The organism is Nocardioides panaciterrulae (genome assembly GCF_013409645.1).
GTDB lineage: Bacteria > Actinomycetota > Actinomycetes > Propionibacteriales > Nocardioidaceae > Nocardioides > Nocardioides panaciterrulae.
The window spans coordinates 2,680,102-2,698,371 of the sequence record NZ_JACCBG010000001.1; the positions used below are offsets into that span (position 1 = coordinate 2,680,102).

Below are 18,270 nucleotides of genomic sequence, written 5' to 3' on the forward strand. Positions count from 1 at the left end.
GGTCCATGTCCGCGGACCCGCCCACCGGCCCCTCCCCCGTGTCCCCCAGCACCCCGAGCCGCACCGGCCTCGACCCCGCGTGGAAGCCGTCGACGGTCGCGGTGGCCGCCGGCCGGCCGGCGCACTCCCCCGACCAGCCGCTGAACGAGCCGATCGTGATGGCCTCGACGTACGTCGCCGGCGGCGACCTGGAGTACGGCCGCTACGGCAACCCGACCTGGGCGGCGTTCGAGGAGGCGCTGGGCGCGCTCGAGGGCGGCCGGGCGCTGAGCTTCGCCAGCGGCCTCGCGGCGGTCGCGACCGTGCTCGACCTCGTCGGGACCGACGCCAAGGTGGTCGTCCCGCGGCACGCCTACAACGGCACGGTCATGCAGCTCGGCGACCTCGAGGCGCGCGGACGGCTGCGCACGCAGCTGGTGGACGTCACCGACACCGACGAGGTGGTCAAGGCCTGCGACGGCGCCGCGCTGGTCTGGCTGGAGTCGCCGACCAACCCGGCGCTCGAGGTGGCCGACATCGAGACCATCCGGGTGGCCGCCCACGAGGCGGGCGCCTACGTGGTCGTCGACAACACCTTCGCGACCCCGCTGCTGCAGAAGCCGCTGGACCTGGGCGTCGACCTGGTCGTGCACTCGGCCACCAAGTACCTCGCCGGCCACAGCGACGTGCTGATGGGTGCGGTGGTCACCCGCAGCGAGGAGCTGTACGGCGTGCTGAAGGGCCGGCGCGACCTGCTGGGCGCCGTGCCCGGCACCCTCGAGGCCTGGCTGGCCCTGCGGGGGCTGCGCACGTTGCACCTGCGGGTCGAGCGCGCCCAGGCCAACGCCCAGGAGCTGGTCCGCCGGCTCTCCGCGCACCCGGCGGTCGGCGAGGTCCGCTACCCCGGCTTCGGCGGCATCGTCTCGGTCGTGCTCGCCCAGGGCGCGCTCGCCGCCGACCTGCTGACCCACAAGACCCGGCTGTGGGTCCACGCCACCTCGCTCGGCGGGGTCGAGTCGACGTTCGAGCGCCGGCGGCGCTGGAAGTCCGAGCCGGCCACGATCCCCGAGGGGCTGGTGCGGCTCTCGGTCGGCATCGAGGACGTCGACGACCTGTGGGACGACCTGGTCCGCGCGCTCGACGGGGTGGTCTGAGCCGAGCGGCGGCGCGGCCCGGTCGACGTCCACACCCCCGGCGAGCACGTCACCGGGTTTCGACGCGCTCGCGCGACCTCGTTCCTCGGTCGCGTCGCTTGCTCAACCTGGCCGGCCGACGGCCCGACCTCGTACCTCGGTCGCGCCTGGCCGTCTCATCAGTCGGCCTCGGCCTTCGTGTCCCGGGCGATGAAGGAGTCCATCATCTGCTGCGCGGTCATCCGGCCGGCGACCACCGCCTCGACATGCTCGGCGATCGGCGCGTCGACCCCGCGGCTGCGGGCCAGCGCGAGCAGCGAGGAGCAGGACTTCGCGCCCTCGGCGACCTGCCGGGTGCTGGCGTAGATCTCCTCGGTCGTCATCCCGCGGCCGAGCTTCTCGCCGAACGTGCGGTTGCGCGAGAGCGGCGAGGAGCAGGTCGCCACGAGGTCCCCGAGCCCCGCCAGGCCCATGAGCGTGAGCGGGTTGGCGCCCAGCTGGGTCGCCAGCCGGGCGGTCTCCGCCAGCCCCCGGGTGATCACGGAGGCGGTGGTGTTGTCGCCGAAGCCGAGCCCGACGGCCATCCCGACCGCGAGCGCCACGACGTTCTTGTAGGCCCCGCCGAGCTCGCAGCCGAGGACGTCGGTGCTGGTGTACGGACGGAACGCCGGCGAGTGGATCCGGGCCTGGATCAGCTTCGCCACCGACTCCTCGGCGCACGCCACCACCGAGGCGGCCGGCTCGCGCCGGGCGATCTCGGGCGACAGGTTCGGGCCGCTGACGACCGCGATCCGCTCGGGTCCGGCGCCGGTCACCTGGGCGATGACCTCGCTCATCCGCTCCAGGGTCCCGAGCTCGACGCCCTTCATCAGCGAGACGATCACGGCGTCCTTCTCGATGAACGGCGCCCACTCGGTCAGGCCGGCGCGCAGCGACTGCGACGGCGTGGCGAGCACGACCATGTCGGCGCCGTGCAACGCCTTCTCCACGTCCGTGGTCGCCGACACCGACGGCGGGAGCTCGACGCCGGGCTGGTAGTCGGGGTTCTCGTGCTGCTCGTTGACGGCGCGCGCGACCTCGTCGCGCCGCGCCCACATCGCGACCTCGTTCCCGGCGTCGGCGAGCACCATCGAGAACGCCGTCCCCCACGACCCGGCGGTGAACACGGCGACCTTGCCGTGCGGGGTCGGTTCGAGACTCATCGGCGCTCCTTCTTGCGGTCGACCTTGTAGGGGTTGCCGGTCTCCGGCACGCCGGCCTTGCGCACGTCGAACCGCTCGGCCGGCGCCTTCGCGCCGCGGATGTCCTCCACGAGCGCGGTGATCGCGGCCATGATGCGGTCGGTCGCCTGCTGCGTCACGGCGGTGGCGGGTGGCAGCGCGAGCAGGTCGTCGAGGTCGACGGGGTCGCCCACCTTCATGGTCACGAGCTTGCGCGGGTAGAGGTCGGGCTTCTTGGCGTACGGCGCGAGCAGCTGCTGCGCCCCCCACTGGCCGACGGGGATCACCGGGCAGCCGGTCGCCAGCGCGATCCGGGCCGCACCGGTCTTGCCGGTCATCGGCCACATGTCCGGGTCCCGGGTGATCGTGCCCTCGGGGTAGACCACCACGCACTGGCCGGCCTGCACGGCGCGCACGGCTGCGTCGTACGCGCCGACGGCGTTCTTGCTCAGCCGCTCGACGGGGATCTGGCCGGCCGCGTCGAGGAAGTAGGCGAGCGCCTTGTTCTTGAACAGCCCGGACTTGGCGAGGTAGCGGGGCAGCCGGCCGTGGTCGTAGAGCAGGTGCGCGGCGGTCAGCGGGTCGACGTGCGAGACGTGGTTGAGCACGAGGATGAAACCGCCTTCGGCGGGGATCTTCTCGCCGTCGATCCAGTTGCGTCTCGTCGTGGCGAGCAGCGCCGGCTTGATCAGCGCCACGGCGATGTCGAACGCCCACCCACGCGGCTGCTGCAGCTTCCGAACCGTCACGTACGTCCCTGTCGTCTCTGCGGCCTCCGGACCGCGTTGCCACCCGTCGAGTGCAGGTTATCCGGTCGGGCGGGCCGCTCCCCCAGTCGCGACACGCTCGATCCCCGCGCGGCGCGCGGCGGGTCGCGGACCGCCGCTGGTCTCGCCACGCACACCCGGGCACGGCCGGCTCGTCGGTGCGGACGCACCCGACCCGTCAGGGGCCACGCGGCGTCACCGGGCGGCTCGAGCCGGTCCCGTGGCATCCGCTGCGCCGGGCTGGCGGCTCGGGATGCCCTCGGAGACGAAGAGCGCGAGCAGTGCGAGCAGGGCCAGGACGAACAGCGAGGCCCGCAACCCGGCGAGGCGGGACTCCTCGTTCTCCCGGACGATCGCGTCGGCGGTGTCCTCGGAGAGCGCCCGGCGCAGCTCGTCGTCGGGGACGAAGGGGGACGCCGCCCCTGTCGGTCGGCCGAGGGTCCGGCCGGGGAGGCCGGTGGCACCCGCCCAGTGGGACAATGGCGACGATGACGTCGCCGCAGTTCGCCGTGCTGGTCCCGGTCAAGCCGCCCGCCCAGGGCAAGTCCCGGCTGGTCGCGCCGTCCCAGGAGCTGCGCCGCGGCCTCGCCGCCGCCTTCGCGCTCGACACCGTCGCGGCGTGCCTGGCTGCCGGCCGCGTGGCGGCGGTCCTCGCCGTCACCGACGACGCGGCCTTCTCGCAGCGGCTCGCCGAGGCCGGCTGCGCGGCCATCCCTGACGGCGTGTCCGGCGACCTGAACGCGACGCTGCGGCAGGCCGCGGCGGAGGCCGGGCGTCGGTGGCCGGAGCTGGAGCCGGTCGCCGTCTGCGCCGACCTGCCGGCGCTGCGACCCGGCGACCTGGACGAGGCGCTGGCCGCGGTGCCGGCGGCCAGGCCGTGCTTCGTCTCCGACGCGGCGGGCGTGGGCACCACGATGTACGCCGCGCCGCTCGACCACTTCGACCCGCGGTTCGGTGTGGGGTCGCGGCTGGCCCACCTGGGAACCGGCGCGGTCGAGCTCGGCGGGGACCTGCGGACGCTGCGCCACGACGTCGACGACCTCGAGGATCTGCGCCAGGTGCTGGCGCTCGGTCTCGGCGACCACACGGTCGCGGCCGCGGGGCCGGTCCTGGCGCAGTGATGGCGGGCCTCCCGAGGGAGACCCGCCACCGTGTGACGCTGTTGCTCAGGACTTCTTGGCGGCCTTCTTCGCCGTCGTCTTCTTGGCCGTGGTCGTCTTCTTGGCCGGGGCGGACTTCGCCGCGCTGGTCTTCTTCGCCGTCGTCTTCTTCGCCGGCGCGGACTTCTTGGCGGTCGAGGACTTCTTGGCGGTCGAGGACTTCTTGGCCGCCGTCGACTTCGCCGCCGTCGACTTCGACGCGGTCGACTTCGACGCGGTCGACTTCGACGCGGTGGACTTCGAGGTGGGCGCCTTCTTCGCCGGCGCCGACTTCTTGGTCGTGGTGGCGGCCTTCTTCGCCGTCGTCGTCTTCTTGGCGGGCGTGCTCTTGGCCGCGGTCTTCTTGGCCGTGCCCGTCGTCTTCTTCGCCGGAGCGGCCTTCTTGGCCGCGGAGGCCGCCGCCTTGGCCGGAGCCGTCGCCTTCTTGGCGGCCGCACCCGACGCGGTCAGCGTCAGCTTCGGCAGCTTCTTGGCGCCGGACACGACGTTCTTGAGGTCGGCACCGGCGCTGAACTTCGGAACCGCCGTCTTCTTCGCCTTGATCCGCTCGCCGGTCTGCGGGTTGCGGACCCAGCGCGCCTGGCGGATGCGCTTCTCGAACGAGCCGAAACCGGTGATCGCGACCTTCTCACCCCTCGCGACCTCGCGCGTGATGGTGTCGAGGACGGAGTCGAGCGCGTGCTGGGCGGCCTTGCGATTTCCCTCGTAGCGCTGGGCCAGTGCATCGATGAGCTGAGACTTGTTCACTAGCTTCCCTTCCAATGAACCTCTGCGGCCGAGCCCGTGCTCGACGTTCTTGCACGCACGCTAGGTTTTCGCGAGCATTCCCACAATCGCCACGCCGACGATTTCTCGACCTTTTTACCGCCCGGAATGCGCTCAACCATGGGGCTTTCGACCTTTTCCGGTCAGGGAATCATCACCGGTCGGTGACAGCGAAGTTCTCGATTTCCCAGTCAGCACAGGGGATCCGGGCCTGGCCGAGGCTCGAGAACGCGGGCCGGAGGGACCGCGCGCGGGCCGCCCGAGGCGCGATCCGAGAGCGTGCGCCACCGCGCGGCCGCCGTACTCCGCGGACCCTTCTCGTCCGCGGATCCTCCGCCGTTGTTGGAGTTCTCGCCGCCCACCGATCCTGACCACCGCCCACTGCCGCCCGCCCATTGCCCACTGCCGCGCCACGCCGATGACTACCATCGGCTCGATGCGGCCCGAGAACGAGCAGTATCTGCAGCGGTGGTGGTCCGGGGTATTCGCCATCGAGGAGCGGTCCCTGTGGTCCTCGGTGACCGTCCGGCCCCACGGGGTGCTCGGCGACTACCCCGGGCTCTTCGTCGCCCTTCGCGGCGAGGGCGTGCACGTCTCGGCTCCCGCCGACGACGTCGAAGACCTCGCGGCCCACCTCGTCCGGGCGGCGCCCGACCTCCTGCGGCAAGACGCCTTCTGGGCGGAGCTCGCGGAGGAGCGCGGGGTCGCACTGATCGGACCGAGCACCCACCACTACCTCGACGTCGACCCGGGGCCGGTCCCCGGGGTGGTCGTGCCGACCGTCGAGCAGCTCGCGTCCCTGCGCTCCAGGGCGGGCGACGCGGACTGGCGTGAGTCGGGCTTCGCGGACACCTCGAGGCCGTTCGGGCTCGAGCGCGACGGTGTGCTGGTGGCCGCCTCGAACCTCAACGCGTGGGACGGCCTGCCGCGCGACGTCGGCGTGCTGGTCGCGCCCGAGGCCCGGGGCCGGCGCCTGGCCCCGGTCGTCGCGCGGCACGCGGCGTCGTACGCCGTCACCGCGCACGGGCTCGCGCGCTGGGGTGCCCGGAACACGAACCTGGGCTCGCTGGCCACCGCGCGCCGGCTCGGGTTCGCGGCGTACTGCACCCAGCTGGCGCTGCGCCCCGCCTGAGACTCCCTAGAGGGTGGCGGGCTTCCAGCTCGGGCGACTGCGCTCGTAGGCCGCGATCTCGTCGTCGTGGCCGAGCGTGATGCCGATGTCGTCGAGGCCCTCGAGCAGCCGCCACCGGGTGTAGTCGTCGATGTCGAAGGAGTCCTCGATCGCGTCCGGGCCCTCGCCGGCACGCACGGTGCGGGCCTCGAGGTCGACGGTCACGGTGGCTCCGGGCTCCGCCTCGAGCAGGTCCCAGAGCCGCTGCACGACCTTCTCGTCCGCCTGCGCCGCGAGCAGCCCCGCCTTGCCCGCGTTGCCGCGGAAGATGTCACCGAAGCGGGGCGAGATGACGGCCTTGAAGCCGTAGTTCTGCAGCGCCCAGACCGCGTGCTCGCGGGAGGAGCCGGTGCCGAAGTCGGGACCGGCCACGAGCACCGAGCCGGCGGCGTACGCCTGCTGGTTGAGCACGAACGACGGGTCGTTGCGCCAGGCGGCGAACAGGCCGTCCTCGAAGCCGTCGCGGGTCACGCGCTTGAGGTAGACCGCCGGGATGATCTGGTCGGTGTCGACGTTGCTGCGGCGCAGCGGCACGCCGACGCCGGTGTGGGTGCGGAACTTCTCCATGGCGGGCCTCTCAGTCTCTCGCGCCGGCGGTGACCGGCTCCAGGTCAGCGGGCGAGGACAGCGTGCCGCGGATCGCGGTCGCGGCCGCGACCGGCACCGACACCAGGTGGGTGCGACCACCCTTGCCCTGGCGGCCCTCGAAGTTGCGGTTGGAGGTCGACGCGCTGCGCTCCCCCGGCTGCAGCTGGTCGGGGTTCATGCCCAGGCACATCGAGCACCCGGCCCCGCGCCATTCCGCGCCGGCCTCCTTGAAGGCCACGTCGAGGCCCTCCTCCTCGGCCTGCAGACGCACCCGCACCGAGCCGGGGACCACGAGCAGCCGGGTGTTCTTGTCGACGTGGCGACCCCGGACGATCTCGGCGGCGGCGCGCAGATCCTCGATCCGGCCGTTGGTGCACGAGCCCACGAAGACCGTGTCGACCTTGATCTCACGCATCGGGGTGCCGGCCTCGAGGGCCATGTACTCCAGGGCCCGCTCGGCCGCGACGCGGTCACCCTCGTCGTCGTACGACGCGGGGTCGGGCACGCTCGCCCCGAGCGGGACGCCCTGCCCCGGGTTGGTGCCCCAGGTGACGAACGGCGTCATCGTGCTCGCGTCGAGGACGATCTCCTCGTCGAACACGGCGTCGTCGTCGGTGCGCAGGCTGCGCCAGTGCTCGACCGCAGCGTCCCACTGGGCGCCCTCGGGCGCCTCGGGGCGGCCGTGGATGTAGTCGAAGGTCGTCTGGTCGGGGGCGATCAGGCCGGCCTTGGCGCCCCACTCGATGCTCATGTTGCACACGGTCATCCGGCCCTCCATCGAGAGAGCCTCGATGGCCTCGCCGCGGTACTCCACGATGTAGCCCTGGCCGCCGCCGGTGCCGGTGTGGGCGATCAGCGTCAGCACCAGGTCCTTGGCGGTGACGCCCTCGGGCAGCGTGCCGTTGACGGTGACGGCCATGGTCTTCGGCTTGGCCTGCGGCAGCGTCTGGGTGGCGAGCACGTGCTCGACCTCCGAGGTGCCGATGCCGAACGCGATCGCGCCGAACGCGCCGTGGGTGCTGGTGTGGCTGTCGCCGCAGACGATCGTCATGCCGGGCTGGGTCAGGCCGAGCTGCGGGCCGACGACGTGGACGATGCCCTGCTCGAGGTCGCCCAGGGGGTGCAGCCGGACGCCGAACTCCTCGGTGTTGCGCCGCAGGGTCTCGACCTGGGTACGCGAGACGGGGTCCTCGATCGGCTTGTCCCAGTTCAGCGTCGGGACGTTGTGGTCCTCGGTGGCCAGCGTCAGGTCGGGGCGGCGGACCTTCCGGCCGGCCAGCCGCAGCCCGTCGAAGGCCTGCGGCGAGGTCACCTCGTGGATCAGGTGGAGGTCGATGTAGAGCAGGTCCGGCTCCCCCACGGCGGACCGGACGACGTGCTCGTCCCAGACCTTCTCGGCCAGGGTCTTGCCCATGACTGTCTCCCTCACACTTCGGTTCTCTCAACGACGACTGCCCGCTGCACAGGAGGTTCGACCCCGGTGGCGGCGACATGGAACACCCTAGCGCTTGCATCCCACCTTCTGAGACGGCAGTATTGCCATATGGACAACAGCAGCGGAGTAGGCGTTCTCGACAAGGCCGCCCTGGTCCTCACCGCCCTCGAGTCGGGCCCGGCCACGCTCGCGGGACTGGTGGCCGGCACCGGCCTGGCCCGCCCGACGGCGCACCGGCTCGCGGTCGCCCTCGAGCACCACCGGCTCGTGGCCCGGGACATGCAGGGGCGCTTCGTGCTGGGCCCGCGCCTCGCCGAGCTGTCGGCGGCCGCCGGTGAGGACCGGCTGCTCGCCGCTGCCGGACCGGTGCTGGCGCGACTGCGCGACATCACCGGTGAGTCCGCGCAGCTCTGGCGGCGCCAGGGCGAGCACCGTGTCTGCGTGGCCGCCGCCGAGCGACCCAGCGGCCTGCGCGACACCATCCCGGTCGGCTCCCAGCTGACCATGCGTGCCGGCTCCGCCGCCCAGGTGCTGCTGGCCTGGGAGGACCCCGAGCGGATGCACCGCGGACTGCAGAACGCCGCCTTCTCCGCCGCCGCCCTGTCCGGCATCCGTCGCCGCGGCTGGGCGCAATCGGTCGGCGAGCGCGAGCAGGGCGTCGCCTCGGTGTCCGCCCCGGTCCGCTCCCCCAGCGGGAAGATCCTCGCCGCCGTCTCCGTCTCCGGCCCCCTCGAACGGCTCTCCCGGCAGCCCGGCCGGATGCACGCACCCGCCGTCCTCGCCGCCGCCGAGCGGCTCTCCGAGTCCCTGCGTCGCGCCGCCGCGGAGTAGCGCGCCTCGGCACGCCGAGTCGGCGCTCGTTGACATCCGCCGCACGCCGAGTCGGCGCTCGTTGGCACCCAGGTACGCCGTACACACGCGCCAACCTGCGCCGACTCGGCGCAGCCAGCGCGCCAACCTGCGCCGACTCGGCGCACCCCGCGTCAACCTGCGCCGACTCGACGCGCCCAGCACGTCAACCTGCGCCGACTCGGCGCCTGACGGTCAGAACAGGCCGGTCTGCTCGAGCTCGAGCAGGGTCTGCTTGCGCGCGAGACCGCCGGCGTAGCCGGTGAGGGTGCCGTTCGCGCCGATCACCCGGTGGCACGGGACCACGATCGGGATCGGGTTGCGGCCGTTCGCCAGCCCGACCGCCCGTGAGCCGTGGCCGGTCAGTCCCAGCCGCAGGGCGATCTGGCCGTAGGTCAGGGTCTCGCCGTAGGGGATGGTGCGCAGCTGCTCCCACACCTTGGCCTGGAACGGCGTGCCCGCGGGCGCGAGCGGGAGGTCGAACTCCTCCAGCTCGCCGGCGAAGTACGCACGCAGCTGCCGCACCGCCTCGACGAGCACCGGGCGAGTGTCCTCGCGCCCGCCGTCGTCGGCTCGCGCCTCGTCGGGCGCGAAGTGGATGGCGGTGATCGCGCCCTCCTCCTCGACGAGGCGCAGCTCGCCCACGGGGCTGTCCATCAGGGTCCACATGTCAGGCCTCCTCTGTCCCGGCCCAGACGGTCGGGACGGTCTGTACGGTCGCCGCGGTCGGCGGCATCAGGGTGTTCCACAGGTGCATCAGGGCATAGGAGCGCCACGGCCGCCACTCGGCGGCCCGGCCGACCACGGTCACGGGGTCGTGGCCGAGCCCGGTCAGCGCGTTGCGCACGCCCACGTCGGTGGGCAGGAAGACGTCGGGGTCGGCCAGCGCACGCATCGCGACGTAGTCGGCCGTCCACGGCCCGATGCCGGGCAGCGACAGCAGCGCCTCGCGGACGGCGGCTCGGTCCGGGCCGCGATCGAGCGCCACCGCACCGGCGGCCAGCGCGCCCGCGAGCGCGACCAGCGCCCGCCCCCGCGACCGCGGCATCGGCAGGGACGCAGGATCCACCTCGGCCAGCGTGGCCGCGTCCGGGAACAGGTGGGTCAGCCCGGGGACCGCGCTGGCGACCGGCCGGCCGTGCGCGGCGACCAGCCGCCCGGTGACCGTGCAGGCGCCCGCGACGCTGACCTGCTGGCCGATCACCGTCCGGATCGCGACCTCGTCGCCATCGACCTGTCCGGGCACCCGCAGGCCGGGGTGCCGCCGGGCCAGCGGCCCGATGACCGGGTCGCCGGCGAAGTGCGCGGCGATCGCGAGCGGGTCGCAGTCGGCGTCCAGCAACCGACGGGTGCGCTCCACCGCGGCGGCGGTGTCGCGGAGGTCGGTCAGCTCGTACGACGCGGTCACGAGCGCCGTCTGACCCTCCTGCGGCTCGTCCCCGAGCGCCAGCCGCACGGTGCCCGGCCCGTGAGGGAGGTCGAGCGTGCGCGCGTACCAGCCCGGGCCCGCCACCTCGACGCCCGGCACCAGGTGGTGGGCCAGGAAGTCCAGCAGCGCCCTGCCCGCGAACGGCGTGCGCACGGCCAGTCGCATGGTGACGCTGCCGGTCGAGGCACGGCCGCCCCCGCGTCGGCCCCGGAGCTCGGTCGGCGTGGCGGCGTACACCTCGCGCACGGTGTCGTTGAACTGCCGGACGCTGGAGAAGCCCGCCGCGAACGCGATCTCGGCGTACGTCAGGGAGGTGGTCTCGATGAGCACCCGGGCCGTCTGCGCCCGTCGCGCCCGCGCCAGCGCCAGGGGCCCTGCTCCGAGCTCGGCGGCGAGGATCCGGGACAGGTGTCGTGACGTGTAGCCGACCCTGCGGGCCAGACCGTCGACACCTTCCCGGTCGACCACTCCGTCGGCGATCAGGCGCATCGCGCGACCGGCAGCGGTCGCGGCGACGTCCCAGTCGGGGCTGCCGGGCGTGGCATCGGGCAGGCACCGCTTGCACGCGCGATAACCGGCGGCCTGTGCCGCCGCGGCGCTGCGGTGGAAGGTGACGTTCGCGTACGCCGGCGTGCGGGCCGGGCAGGACGGCCGGCAGTAGATGCCCGTGGTGCTCACGGCGGTGTAGAACACCCCGTCGAAGCGCCGGTCGCGCGACTTCACCGCGCGGTAGCAGGACTCGATGTCGAGGCCGGCCGTGCCCACTGCGTCCGCATCCATGGCTCCATCATCACCCATGCCGGCGATCACATCTCGCGGGATTCGGACACGGCCGCCGCGTCGAGGCAACCGACGGGCCGTTCGGTCCGTCCTAGTCTCGACAGTCCTCCCAGCCACCGACCGAGGGACCACGATGCCGGCTGCCTTCCCGCGACGCCCCCGTCCTCGGCACGGGGCCACCGTGCTGCGCGTCATCCTGGTCGCCGAGCTGGTGGTCGCCCTGGCCACCGCGTCGACCGTGGCCTTCGCCTACCGACACATCGACGGCAGGATCTCCGCGGGCGAGCGGATCCACCACCACGCACACCGGCAGCAGCCGGCCCGCGACGACTCCGAGCTCAACATCTTGCTGATGGGCACCGATCGCCGGGACTGTGCGGGATGCGGCATCGACCACGCGACCGGCAAGGGCGGGTCGGACACCACGATCCTGCTGCACATCGCCGATGGTCGCCGCTCGGCGTACGGCATCTCGATCCCGCGTGACACCCTCGTCGACCGGCCCGACTGCACCGAGGACGGTCACACCGTCCCCGGAGCCGAGGACGCCACCTGGAACACGGCGTACGCCGTGGGCGGCCCCGAGTGCACCGTCGAGCAGGTGGAGGCGGTCACCGGGATCTACGTCGACGAGTACCTCACCGTGAACTTCGGTGGTTTCAAGGGCATGGTCGACGCGATCGGCGGCGTCGAGGTGTGCCTGCCGCAGCAGGTCGACGACACGACGGCCCACATCCACTTCGACGCAGGGGTGCAGACCCTCGACGGCGAGCGGGCGCTGGAGTACGTGCGCGAGCGGCACTCCACCGCGAACTCCGACCTGGGCCGGATGAAGCGGCAGCAGGCGTTCCTCGCCTCGATGATCGACAAGGTGATGTCCAGCGACACCCTCGGTCGCCCCGACCGGCTCTTCCACTTCGCCAGCGAGCTCGCCGGCTCGCTGGAGACCAGCCCGGACCTGGCGGGCGCGGCCCCGCTCGCCCGGCTGGGGTCCTCGCTGCGACACGTGGAGCTCGACCAGATCAGGTTCGTCACCGCGCCGACCTCGGACTTCCCGGTCGGCGATCCTCGCTGGGGTCGGCTGCAGCTCACCGACGAGGCGCCGAAGCTGTGGCGACGCGTCATCCACGACCAGCCGCTCGGCCGGCTCGGACACGGCGCCATCACCGCCGAGCACCCGCACGGTCCACGCGAGGACGCCGCCGCCAACGGCCTCTGCGCCTGAGCCCTCCCGCGGTGGTCATTGGGCGCGATGGCGCAGGTGCTTCCGGATCGCGGCGTCGACCGCGTCAGTTCCAGCCGAAGTGGTCCAGGGGCCCGTGCCCGGATCCCAGGTGCCACTGCGCGGACGAGGCCATCGACGATGCGACGTAGGCCTTCGCCCGGCGTAGCGCCGGCTCGAGGTCGAGGCCGCGGGCGAGGCCCGCGGCGACCGCGGAGGCGAAGGTGCAGCCGGTGCCGTGGTTGTTCGACGCCACCAGTCGGGGGGAGCGCAGCTCATAGGTGCGGTTGCCGTCCCAGACCACGTCAACGGCCTCCTGTCCGGTCTCGGCGACCTCGTGTCCCCCTGTCACCACGACGGCGACACCTGTCGACCCCAGGGCCCGGGCGGCCTCGTGCTGGTCGGCGAGGGTGCCGATCGGTCGGTCCAGCAGTACCCCGGCCTCGTGGACGTTGGGAGTGACCACGGCGGCGTGCGGGAGCAGTGCCGACCGGTAGTCCCGCTCGGCGTCACGCTCGAGGAGCCGGTCGCCGCTGGAGGAGACCATCACCGGGTCCACCACCAGGCGGGGCAGCCGACCAGCGGAGGCGAGTTCGGCGACGACCGCGACGATCCCGGCGTCAGCCAACATCCCGGTCTTCACCGCGGCCACCGGCAGGTCCGCCAGCACGGCCTCCACCTGGGCGAGCACGAATTCGGGCGGGACGGTGTGCACCGCGACGACGCCCGTGGTGTTCTGCGCGGTCAGGGCGGTGATCGCCGAGGCACCGAAGACGCCGAGTGCGGCGAAGGTCTTCAGGTCGGCCTGGACACCGGCACCGCCGGAGGAGTCCGAGCCGGCGATGGTGAGAGCGACGGTCGGGGTCATCAGGTCTCCTGTCCGAGGGCGGCGAGGTAGTCGGCGGCGAGGGCGGGCTCGCGCATCAGGGGTCCCATCACCGCGACGCCCGCGGCGCCCGCCGACAGGCAGGCCTCGACGTGCCCGGGCAGGACACCGCCGAGGGCGTACGCCGGCGGCGCACCGGCCAGCAGACGACCCAGTCCGTCGGGCCCCAGGCACGGGCCGTAGCCCGGCTTCGAGTCGCTGGGGAAGACGGGCGACACCGTCACGTAGTCGCACCCCTCCGCGGCGGCCCGGCCGACCTCACCCGCGTCGTGGCAGGACCTGCCCACGATCTCGGGGCGGGGGGTCGGGAAGTCCGCGTCGGCGGCCAGGTGCACACGGGGTCCCGCGGGTCGGCCGTCGCGGCCGATCGCGACCAGCAGCACGACGTCGTGGTCCGCCAGCCGGTCGACGACCCGGTCGACCAACCGGCTCCGCTCGTCGTACGGCAGGTCCTTCTCGCGCAGCACCACGCCGCGGACCCCGTTGTCGGCCAACCGGACGAGCGCGTCCTCCAGGGGCTCGCCGGCCTGCGCGCGGTCGGTCACGACGAGCAGCCCCGGCAGCCTCACAGCGATGGCAACCCCTCCCGCTGCGTGGAGGCCTCGGCGTGCCACCGCTTGGGGATCCTCCCGGCACCGCGGGCCAGCCGACCGGCCTCGACGGCGTGCCGCATCGCCATCGCCATCTGCTCGGGGTCGCGCGCCCGGGTGACCGCGGAGGCCAGCAGCACCGCGTCGCAGCCCAGCTCCATCGCCAGCGCGGCGTCGGAAGCGGTGCCGATGCCGGCGTCGAGGAGGACGGGGACCTCCACCTGCTCGCGGATCAGCGCGATGTTGTGCGGGTTCCGGATGCCCAGCCCGCTGCCGATCGGGGAGCCCAGCGGCATCACCGCCGCGCAGCCGAGGTCGGCCAGCCGGCGCGCCGTGATCGGGTCGTCGTTGGTGTAGGCGAACACGGTGAACCCGTCGGCGACCAGCTGCTCGGCCGCGTCGACCAGCTCCACGGGGTCCGGCAGCAGGGTGTCCTCGTCACCGATCACCTCCAGCTTGACCCAGTCGGTCTCGAACGCCTCTCGCGCGAGGCGGGCGGTGAGCACCGCCTCGTGCGCGGTCCGGCAGCCGGCGGTGTTGGGCAGCAGCCGCACCCCGCAGCCCTCCAGGACCTGGGACAGGGAGCCGCTGCGCGAGCTCTCGACCCGGCGCAGCGCCACCGTGACGAGCTGGGTCCCCGACGCCTTGACCGCCCGCTCGAGCACGTCCAGGCTCGGGATGCCGCCGGTCCCCAGGATCAGCCGGGAGCTGAACCTCTCCCCGCCGACCTCGAACTGCTCCACGTCGCTCACCTCATCCTCCTGCCACGGCGACGAGCACCTCGACGTCGTCGCCCTCCATCAGTCTTGTCGCCGCCCAGGCGCTCCTGGGCACCACCTCACCGTTGCGGGCCACCGCCACCCGGGACTGCGTCCCGGCCCGCTCGGCGACCATCTGCTCGACCGTGGTGCCGTCGCTCAGCTCAGTGTCGGTCCCGTTCAGCGTCAGCCTCATGGTCTGCTCCCTGTCAGGTCGGGTACGGCGAACGGGGACGCCACGTCCGGCAGCACACCGGTCGCCAGGAGCTCCGCGACCACGTCCCCCGTGACCGGGGTGAGCAGCACCCCGTTGCGGTAGTGCCCGGTCGCCACCACCAGCCCGGGCACCGAGGTGGGACCGATCACGGGGGCATTGTCCGGCGTGCCCGGACGCCAGCGGGCGATGGCCTCCACCCACTCCAGCTCGGTGACGCCGGCGACCACCGCGACCGCATCGCGCAGCAGGTCGTGGACACCACCGGCGGTCACGGTGGTCTCGAACCCGCGCTCCTCCACGGTGGCGCCCACGATGAGCCGGTCCTGGCCGTAGGGCACGAGGTAGACCTGCCGTCCGTGCACGAGCGCCCGGACCGTCCCGCGCAGCAGGCCGCCGGCGCCGGCCAGCCGCAGGATCTGGCCCTTCACCGGCCGGACCCCCAACCGGGGCACGCCCGGCAGCCGGTCGGAGGACGCGCCCAGGGCGACCACGACGGACTCCGCGGACTCCGTGCTGCCGTCGTCCAGCACCAGCCCGCTCGCCCGGCCCTCGTGCACCACCAGCGACGTGGCCCTCCGACGGACGACCCGGACACCCGCGGCCTCGGCCGCGGAGAGCAGGGCCGCGTGCAGGCTGCGTCCGTCGACGGAGTGGTCGCCGTCGACGGCCAGGGCGCCGCGGATCCGTGGCGACAGCGCCGGCTCCCGCCGCCGGGCCTCGCGCGGGGTGAGCCGCTCGACCTCCAGGCCCAGTTGGCGCTGGAACTCGTGCTGCTCCTGCAGGGCCGCCATGTCGTCGGCGTCGAACCCCACGACCAGGGTGCCCACCGTGCGGAGCCCGACCTGCAGGCCGCTGGCCTGCTGCACCTCCTCCACGAAGCGGGGGAACCGGTCGAGGCTGGCCCGGCACAGCTGCAGCAGCCGCTCCTCGCCGTAGGCCGCCTCGGTCACCGGGGCCAGCATCCCCGCGGCGGCGTACGACGCACCGGCACCCGGCCGGGGGTCCACGACGGTGACGCGCAGACCACGCTGGGCGCAGCGCCAGGCGATCCCGACCCCGATCAGGCCGCCGCCGGCGATCACCACCGACCCGGTCATCTCGTGCCGTCCCGTCCCAGCGCCGCCAGCAGGTCACGGACCGCCCGAGCCGGGTCGGGGGCCTCGGAGACCGCCGAGACCACCGCCACCCCGGCGGCACCCGCGGCCACCAGCGAACGGACCCGGTCGGCGGTGACGCCCGCGATGGCGATCACGGGCACGTCGACCGCGGCCGCGACCGCCCCGACGCGCTCGGGGCCGAGCGCGTCGGGCAGTCCGGTCTTGGTCCCTGTGGCGAAGGCCGGGCCGACCCCGAGGTAGTCGGCCCCGGCCGCCACCAGCTCACGGGCGGCCTCGGGCGTGCGGGCGGTGCCGCCCAGGAGGTGGCCGGCGCCGGCCAGCCGGCGCGCGGCCGCCATCGGCAGGTCGTGCTCCCCGAGATGGGTACCGTCGGCGCCGACGGCCAGCGCGATGTCGACCCGGTCGTCGACGATGCACAAGGCGTCGTACGAGCGGCACCGCTGCACGACGTGGCCGGCCAGGTCGAACAGCTCGCGGTCGGTGACGCCCTTGGCGCGCACCTGGACGACGTGGGCGCCGGCGGCGACCGCCGCGGACACCGCCACCAGGCAGTCACGCCCGTCGCGGACGTCGGTCAGGACGTGCAGGCCGCGGACGTCACGACTCACGACCGCCTCCTCGACCGGGCGGCCAGCGCTCCCGGCCCGGCGAGCAGCACGGCGAGCACCGAGGCCACCGCCAGGCTCACCAGCGAGGCCGACCAGCCGTTGGCCGGGTCGATCCCGAGGTCGTGCTGGCGGGCCGTCCACCAGTCGGTCCAGCCCGCGCCGGGGCCGTCGAAGTACGTCGGAAGGGTCAGCTGGTAGGCCACGAACCCGGCCGCCCAGGCCAGCAGCAGCGCCGGGCGCGTCGGCGCCGTCGACGAGACGTCCCACCGGTCCCGCGGGAGCAGGTAGTAAGCCACGACGAACACGCCCGCCAGCGGCACGAAGACCGCGCCGATCAGGAACAGGAACGCCTCGTAGCTGGCGATGTCGAAGGTCAGCGCCAACAGCGTCGCGAGCACCCCGACGCCGGCCGCCAGGATCCGCCGGTCGGCCCGGGACACGAGGTTCTGCGCCGACATCGCCGTGGAGTAGATGTTGGCGAACGCCTCGTCCACCTCGACCACGACCAGCACCAGCACCGACGCCGCGCCGAAGGGCACCGCCACCAGGGCCCCGATGACGTCGAGCCCCTCGGTGCCGTAGGCCGCCAGAGCCAGCACGCCCAAGGTGAAGAAGGCGATGGTGGCGGCTCCGTACCCCACCGCGGAGCCGGTGAAGGCCGCCCGCCCCGACCGAACGTGGCGGGTGTAGTCGGCGGCCAACGGGAACCACGAGACCGGCAGCGCGATCACGATGTCGACGGCGGCCCAGAACGAGGGGGCACCACCGCCGTGCAGCGGTGGCAGCGGGTGGGCGAGCACCCGGACGAACAGGTAGACCACAGCCGCCAGGGCGACCCACACGGCGTATCGGGCCAGCACCTGCATCGCACCGACCGGCCGCAGCGCCATCCCGGTGGCCACGACTCCGGCGGCGAGCACGAACGGCCACCGCGGGGTGCCCAGGGCCGTGGAGGCGGCCTCGGCGATGATCACGATCTCGAAGGTCGCCCACCCGACGCACTGGGCCAGGTTGAGCACCGTCGGCAGCGCCGAGGCGTGCCGGCCGAGCACGCCGCGCAGCAGCACCATCGCGGGCACCCGCTGGCGGGCACCCGGCGCCGCCGCCAGGCCGAGCAGCACGGATCCGATCACGGCGCCGACCACGATGGCCAGCAGGGTCACCGACAGCGGCCGGTCGGCCAGCACCACGTAGCTCGCCGCGACCGGCAGCAGCAGGCTGATGCCGAGGTTGCCCCACAGGCCAAGGGTGTCGGTCAACCCGAGGGAGCCGACCGTCGGCTGCTCCAGCGTGAGCGGTGCGTCGTGGGTGGCGGAGCCGGGCCGGTTCACCCCGTGGTCCGTGGTGGTGTCGCTCATCGAAAGCACCTTCCTCCGCCGGCATTGCCCGGACAGGTTCGGCGGTCGGTGTCGAAGCAGACACCCTCTCAGCCCGATTGCACGAGCTCCCGCGTTGCTGTGCTCGACCGTATACCTCGATCCCGTCCCGCCCGACACCGACCAGATGCTGGTGGCCCCTTGATCTCCGACCTGGTCGGTCGCTCCGCGCACTGGGCGCGTTCCTGATCGACCCTGAACCGGGCCCGCGAAGCCGCA

Annotated in this window: 20 protein-coding genes and 1 riboswitch; of the genes, 5 read left to right on the forward strand and 15 right to left on the reverse strand. The window is 73.4% G+C overall.

Features of this window, described 5'->3' with window-relative positions; translation table 11 throughout:
* Positions 1-5 precede the first annotated feature (5 nt).
* The gene (locus BJZ21_RS12720; RefSeq protein WP_179664091.1) at positions 6-1,133 is read left to right on the forward strand and encodes a trans-sulfuration enzyme family protein; all 1,128 of its coding nucleotides are present in this window, start codon (positions 6-8) and stop codon (positions 1,131-1,133) included.
* Positions 1,134-1,291: 158 nt separating this feature from the next.
* Here BJZ21_RS12720 and BJZ21_RS12725 read toward each other — a convergent pair whose 3' ends face one another.
* The 3 genes from BJZ21_RS12725 to BJZ21_RS12735 form a co-directional block, all read right to left on the reverse strand.
* Complete coding sequence (locus tag BJZ21_RS12725) at positions 1,292-2,314, reverse strand: NAD(P)H-dependent glycerol-3-phosphate dehydrogenase (RefSeq protein WP_179664092.1); 1,023 nt, start codon at positions 2,312-2,314, stop codon at positions 1,292-1,294.
* Entirely contained in the window at positions 2,311-3,081 is a 771-nt protein-coding gene (locus BJZ21_RS12730; RefSeq protein ID WP_179664093.1) for a 1-acyl-sn-glycerol-3-phosphate acyltransferase, read from the reverse strand. Before BJZ21_RS12730 ends, BJZ21_RS12725 begins: the two co-directional genes overlap by 4 nt.
* 213 nt (positions 3,082-3,294) lie before the next feature.
* The gene (locus BJZ21_RS12735; protein ID WP_179664094.1) at positions 3,295-3,579 is read right to left on the reverse strand and encodes a hypothetical protein; all 285 of its coding nucleotides are present in this window, start codon (positions 3,577-3,579) and stop codon (positions 3,295-3,297) included.
* An 8-nt stretch (positions 3,580-3,587) separates the two neighbouring features.
* Here BJZ21_RS12735 and cofC point away from each other — a divergent pair, with 8 nt between their 5' ends.
* The gene (cofC, locus tag BJZ21_RS12740) at positions 3,588-4,220 is read left to right on the forward strand and encodes a 2-phospho-L-lactate guanylyltransferase (RefSeq protein WP_179664095.1); all 633 of its coding nucleotides are present in this window, start codon (positions 3,588-3,590) and stop codon (positions 4,218-4,220) included.
* Between the two features lie 45 nt (positions 4,221-4,265).
* On the opposite strand, the gene BJZ21_RS12745 is transcribed toward cofC, so the two are convergent.
* Complete coding sequence (locus tag BJZ21_RS12745; protein ID WP_179664096.1) at positions 4,266-5,006, reverse strand: HU family DNA-binding protein; 741 nt, start codon at positions 5,004-5,006, stop codon at positions 4,266-4,268.
* 454 nt (positions 5,007-5,460) lie between these two features.
* On the opposite strand from BJZ21_RS12745, the gene BJZ21_RS12750 reads away from it, so the two are divergent.
* Positions 5,461-6,156, forward strand: a complete 696-nt coding sequence (locus BJZ21_RS12750) for a GNAT family N-acetyltransferase (RefSeq protein WP_179664097.1) — start codon at positions 5,461-5,463, stop codon at positions 6,154-6,156.
* 6 nt (positions 6,157-6,162) lie between these two features.
* Here BJZ21_RS12750 and leuD read toward each other — a convergent pair whose 3' ends face one another.
* The gene (gene leuD / locus BJZ21_RS12755; protein WP_179664098.1) at positions 6,163-6,762 is read right to left on the reverse strand and encodes a 3-isopropylmalate dehydratase small subunit; all 600 of its coding nucleotides are present in this window, start codon (positions 6,760-6,762) and stop codon (positions 6,163-6,165) included.
* A 10-nt stretch (positions 6,763-6,772) separates the two neighbouring features.
* Entirely contained in the window at positions 6,773-8,197 is a 1,425-nt protein-coding gene (gene leuC, locus BJZ21_RS12760) for a 3-isopropylmalate dehydratase large subunit (RefSeq protein WP_179665683.1), read from the reverse strand.
* Between the two features lie 129 nt (positions 8,198-8,326).
* On the opposite strand from leuC, the gene BJZ21_RS12765 reads away from it, so the two are divergent.
* Positions 8,327-9,049 carry an IclR family transcriptional regulator gene (locus BJZ21_RS12765; RefSeq protein ID WP_179664099.1) on the forward strand — a complete coding sequence of 241 codons (723 nt, stop codon included), beginning with the start codon at positions 8,327-8,329 and terminating at the stop codon, positions 9,047-9,049.
* A gap of 213 nt (positions 9,050-9,262) precedes the next feature.
* Here the strand turns inward: BJZ21_RS12765 and BJZ21_RS12770 are convergent, their stop codons facing one another.
* Positions 9,263-9,736, reverse strand: a complete 474-nt coding sequence (locus BJZ21_RS12770; RefSeq protein WP_179664100.1) for a methylated-DNA--[protein]-cysteine S-methyltransferase — start codon at positions 9,734-9,736, stop codon at positions 9,263-9,265.
* Position 9,737: 1 nt separating this feature from the next.
* Positions 9,738-11,276, reverse strand: coding sequence for an AlkA N-terminal domain-containing protein (locus BJZ21_RS12775; protein ID WP_179664101.1), 1,539 nt, complete (start codon positions 11,274-11,276; stop codon positions 9,738-9,740).
* 181 nt (positions 11,277-11,457) lie between these two features.
* On the opposite strand from BJZ21_RS12775, the gene BJZ21_RS12780 reads away from it, so the two are divergent.
* Positions 11,458-12,501 carry an LCP family glycopolymer transferase gene (locus BJZ21_RS12780; protein ID WP_179664102.1) on the forward strand — a complete coding sequence of 348 codons (1,044 nt, stop codon included), beginning with the start codon at positions 11,458-11,460 and terminating at the stop codon, positions 12,499-12,501.
* 64 nt (positions 12,502-12,565) lie between these two features.
* Here BJZ21_RS12780 and thiD read toward each other — a convergent pair whose 3' ends face one another.
* The 7 genes from thiD to BJZ21_RS12815 all read right to left on the reverse strand — a co-directional run bounded on the left by thiD (position 12,566) and on the right by BJZ21_RS12815 (position 18,033).
* The gene (thiD, locus tag BJZ21_RS12785; protein WP_179664103.1) at positions 12,566-13,366 is read right to left on the reverse strand and encodes a bifunctional hydroxymethylpyrimidine kinase/phosphomethylpyrimidine kinase; all 801 of its coding nucleotides are present in this window, start codon (positions 13,364-13,366) and stop codon (positions 12,566-12,568) included.
* Positions 13,366-13,953 carry a thiamine phosphate synthase gene (locus BJZ21_RS12790; protein WP_179664104.1) on the reverse strand — a complete coding sequence of 196 codons (588 nt, stop codon included), beginning with the start codon at positions 13,951-13,953 and terminating at the stop codon, positions 13,366-13,368. Before BJZ21_RS12790 ends, thiD begins: the two co-directional genes overlap by 1 nt.
* Positions 13,950-14,726 (reverse strand): thiazole synthase, encoded by a 777-nt coding sequence (locus BJZ21_RS12795; RefSeq protein WP_179664105.1) that lies wholly within the window; start codon positions 14,724-14,726, stop codon positions 13,950-13,952. Before BJZ21_RS12795 ends, BJZ21_RS12790 begins: the two co-directional genes overlap by 4 nt.
* A gap of 1 nt (position 14,727) precedes the next feature.
* A complete protein-coding gene (gene thiS / locus BJZ21_RS12800; protein ID WP_179664106.1) occupies positions 14,728-14,928 on the reverse strand; it encodes a sulfur carrier protein ThiS in 201 nt (66 codons plus the stop codon).
* The gene (thiO, locus tag BJZ21_RS12805; RefSeq protein ID WP_179664107.1) at positions 14,925-16,046 is read right to left on the reverse strand and encodes a glycine oxidase ThiO; all 1,122 of its coding nucleotides are present in this window, start codon (positions 16,044-16,046) and stop codon (positions 14,925-14,927) included. The genes thiS and thiO overlap by 4 nt, the downstream gene beginning before the upstream one ends.
* On the reverse strand, positions 16,043-16,675 hold the full coding sequence (gene thiE / locus BJZ21_RS12810; RefSeq protein ID WP_179664108.1) for a thiamine phosphate synthase: 633 nt from the start codon (positions 16,673-16,675) through the stop codon (positions 16,043-16,045). Before thiE ends, thiO begins: the two co-directional genes overlap by 4 nt.
* Positions 16,672-18,033 (reverse strand): purine-cytosine permease family protein, encoded by a 1,362-nt coding sequence (locus tag BJZ21_RS12815; protein ID WP_179664109.1) that lies wholly within the window; start codon positions 18,031-18,033, stop codon positions 16,672-16,674. The genes thiE and BJZ21_RS12815 overlap by 4 nt, the downstream gene beginning before the upstream one ends.
* A riboswitch (TPP riboswitch) is annotated at positions 18,027-18,136 on the reverse strand. (Overlaps the previous gene by 7 nt.)
* Positions 18,137-18,270: the final 134 nt, after the last annotated feature.

Excerpts from the sequence above, each read along its gene's own strand:
- BJZ21_RS12720 (WP_179664091.1), top strand. The coding sequence starts at position 6 with ATGTCCGCGGACCCGCCCACCGGCCCCTCCCCCGTGTCCCCCAGCACC.
- BJZ21_RS12725 (WP_179664092.1), bottom strand. The coding sequence starts at position 2,314 with ATGAGTCTCGAACCGACCCCGCACGGCAAGGTCGCCGTGTTCACCGCC.
- cofC (WP_179664095.1), top strand. The coding sequence starts at position 3,588 with ATGACGTCGCCGCAGTTCGCCGTGCTGGTCCCGGTCAAGCCGCCCGCC.
- BJZ21_RS12750 (WP_179664097.1), top strand. The coding sequence starts at position 5,461 with ATGCGGCCCGAGAACGAGCAGTATCTGCAGCGGTGGTGGTCCGGGGTA.
- leuD (WP_179664098.1), bottom strand. The coding sequence starts at position 6,762 with ATGGAGAAGTTCCGCACCCACACCGGCGTCGGCGTGCCGCTGCGCCGC.
- leuC (WP_179665683.1), bottom strand. The coding sequence starts at position 8,197 with ATGGGCAAGACCCTGGCCGAGAAGGTCTGGGACGAGCACGTCGTCCGG.
- BJZ21_RS12765 (WP_179664099.1), top strand. The coding sequence starts at position 8,327 with ATGGACAACAGCAGCGGAGTAGGCGTTCTCGACAAGGCCGCCCTGGTC.
- BJZ21_RS12770 (WP_179664100.1), bottom strand. The coding sequence starts at position 9,736 with ATGTGGACCCTGATGGACAGCCCCGTGGGCGAGCTGCGCCTCGTCGAG.
- BJZ21_RS12775 (WP_179664101.1), bottom strand. The coding sequence starts at position 11,276 with ATGGATGCGGACGCAGTGGGCACGGCCGGCCTCGACATCGAGTCCTGC.
- thiD (WP_179664103.1), bottom strand. The coding sequence starts at position 13,366 with ATGACCCCGACCGTCGCTCTCACCATCGCCGGCTCGGACTCCTCCGGC.
- thiS (WP_179664106.1), bottom strand. The coding sequence starts at position 14,928 with ATGAGGCTGACGCTGAACGGGACCGACACTGAGCTGAGCGACGGCACC.
- thiO (WP_179664107.1), bottom strand. The coding sequence starts at position 16,046 with ATGACCGGGTCGGTGGTGATCGCCGGCGGCGGCCTGATCGGGGTCGGG.
- BJZ21_RS12815 (WP_179664109.1), bottom strand. The coding sequence starts at position 18,033 with ATGAGCGACACCACCACGGACCACGGGGTGAACCGGCCCGGCTCCGCC.